2 protein-coding genes are annotated in these 2,453 nt (G+C 64.2%); both read right to left on the reverse strand.

What is annotated here, in order from left to right; translation table 11 throughout:
- Nucleotides 1-49: 49 nt before the first annotated feature.
- Nucleotides 50-829, reverse strand: coding sequence for an IS21-like element helper ATPase IstB (istB, locus tag AC0CH8_RS18775; protein WP_465241185.1), 780 nt, complete (start codon nt 827-829; stop codon nt 50-52).
- Nucleotides 819-2,342, reverse strand: a complete 1,524-nt coding sequence (istA, locus tag AC0CH8_RS18780; RefSeq protein ID WP_465241186.1) for an IS21 family transposase — start codon at nt 2,340-2,342, stop codon at nt 819-821. The genes istB and istA overlap by 11 nt, the downstream gene beginning before the upstream one ends.
- Nucleotides 2,343-2,453: the final 111 nt, after the last annotated feature.

Raw genomic sequence — 2,453 nt, forward strand, 5'->3', positions numbered from 1 at the left:
AGAAGTGACCCGGGTCGTGGGGGTAATGTCAGGCCCGCGGAGTTGCGGGTCAAGTCGCAGCCTTCTCCTTTTTGGAATTGCCGGCCTCTGACCGGACGCGGAACCGGAAGCTGTCGTTGCCGGTCTCGACGATGTGGCAATGGTGAGTGAGGCGGTCGAGGAGCGCGGTGGTCATCTTGGCGTCGCCGAAGACCCCGGCCCACTCGCTGAAGCTGAGGTTCGTGGTGATGACGACGCTGGTCTGCTCGTAGAGCTTGCTGAGCAGGTGGAACAGCATGGCGCCGCCCGAGGAGCTGAACGGCAGGTAGCCCAATTCGTCAAGGACGACGAGGTCAAGACGGAGCAGGCGCTCGGCGAGCTGTGCGGCCCTGTTCATGGCCTTCTCCTGCTCGAGCGCGTTGACCAGGTCGACAGTGGCAAAGAAGCGGGCCTTCCTGCGCCGGTGTTCGATGGCCTGCACAGCGAGCGCGGTGGCGATGTGCGTCTTGCCGGTACCCGGGCCGCCAATCAGGACGACGTTGTCGGCACCGTCAATGAAATCGCCTTGGTGAAGCTGACGGACCATGGCCTCGTCGACCTCGGCGGAGGTGAAATCGAAGCCGGTCAGGTCCTTGTACGCCGGCAGCTTCGCTGCCTTGATCTGGTAGGCGATGGATCTCACCTCGCGTTCCGCCATCTCGGCTTTCAGCAGCTGGGACAGGATGGGCACGGCGGCATCGAAGGCAGGTGCGCCCTGTTCGATGAGGTCGCCGACGGCCTGAGCCATGCCGTACATCCGCAGGTCGCGCAGCATGACGACGACCGCGGCGCTGGCGGGGTCATGACGCATGGCGCACCTCCTTCATCAGCGTGTCGTATCGACCGACATCGGCTTGGGGCTCACGGCGCAGGACAAGTGCCTGGGGCGCATCGATAGGCGTGACGCTGGCGGTCTTGCCGTCGACCAGCCGGTGCAGGATGTTGAGGATGTGGGTCTTGGTGGCGACGCCGGCCTCAAGGGCGAGTTCGACGGCGCACAGCACCGCCTGTTCGTCGTGCTGGAGCACCAGCGCCAGGATATCGACCATTTCCCGGTCGCCGCCTGTTCGCCTGAGCAGTTGCTGGCGCAATTGCCGGAAGGCGTCGGGCAACTCGGTAAAAGGCGCACCGTTTCGCATGGCACCTGGCTTGCGCTGGACCACCGCCAGATAGTGTCGCCAGTCGTAGATGGTCCGCCCCGGTGCGCGGTGCGTCCGGTCGATAACCCGGGCGTGCTCGCACACCCTTTGCCCCTCGGCGACCACGACGATGCGGTCGGGATAGATCCGCAGGCTCACCGGCCGGTTCGCGAAGGAAGCCGGGACGCTGTAGCGGTTCCGGTCGAAATGGACGAGACAGGTTGGCGACACCCGTTTGGTATGCTCGACGAAGCCGTCGAACGGGCGCCCCGGTTTCATCAGGTCCGGCACTTCTTGCGCCCGTATATCGGCGACGGTGCCGGGAAGGTTGCCGTGCGGGATCTGCGCCCACTCGGCGATGCACTGCTCTTCGAGCCATGCATTGAGGGCGTCGAGATGAGGAAATGCGGGCAACCGCTGCCACAGACGGCGACGCGCATCCTGGACGTTCTTCTCGACTTGTCCCTTCTCCCAGCCGGACGCCGGATTGCAGAACTCCGGCTCGAACAAATAGTGGCTCGCCATCGCCGCGAAGCGCGCGTTGACCTGCCGTGCCTTGCCCGTGCCGATACGGTCGACCGCCGTCTTCATGTTGTCGTAGATCCCGCGCCGCGGCACCCCGCCGAGCACTCGGAAGGCATGCTGGTGCGCATCGAACAGCATCTCGTGGGTCTGAAGTGGATACGCACGCACGATGAACGCCCGGCTGTGCGACAGCTTGGTATGAGCTGCCTGCAACTTCACCCGTTCGCCGCCCAGAACGGCCCAGTCCTCGCTCCAGTCGAATTGGAAGGCTTCGCCGGACTCGAACACCAGCGGCACGAACGTGCCCCGGCCCGTCGTCTGCTCCTGGACCTGACGGTTCGCTCTCCACGCCCGGATGAAAGCCGCTACCCGACTGTATGAGCCGTCATAGCCCAGCGCGACCAGGTCGGCGTGGATCTGCTTGCCCGTGCGCCGCTGTTTTCGGGACTTGGTCATCTCCGTCTTCAGCCAGCCCGATAGCCGCTCGGCATACGGGTCCAGCTTGCTTGGCCGGACGACTATCTCAAACTTCGGCTCTACCGCGTCCGACCGGAGGTATTTGCGGATCGTGTTGCGCGACAGCCCGGTACGGCGGGTTATCTCCCGGATCGACATCCCATCACGAAATGCCCAGCGCCGGATGACGCTCAGTAACGCCATGTCTATCACTCCTTGACCCCCCGACAGCCAGCCGGGGTGAGGTTGAGACACGGGTCACTTCTCGGTGGAAATTTATGCCTTCGCCGGGTCAGCTCTCAGTGGAAATCAACA

The sequence above is a fragment of the Sphingomonas sp. AC435 genome, assembly GCF_979253005.1.

Coding starts and splice junctions, on each gene's coding strand:
- istB (WP_465241185.1), bottom strand. CDS start 829: ATGCGTCATGACCCCGCCAGCGCCGCGGTCGTCGTCATGCTGCGCGAC.
- istA (WP_465241186.1), bottom strand. CDS start 2,342: ATGGCGTTACTGAGCGTCATCCGGCGCTGGGCATTTCGTGATGGGATG.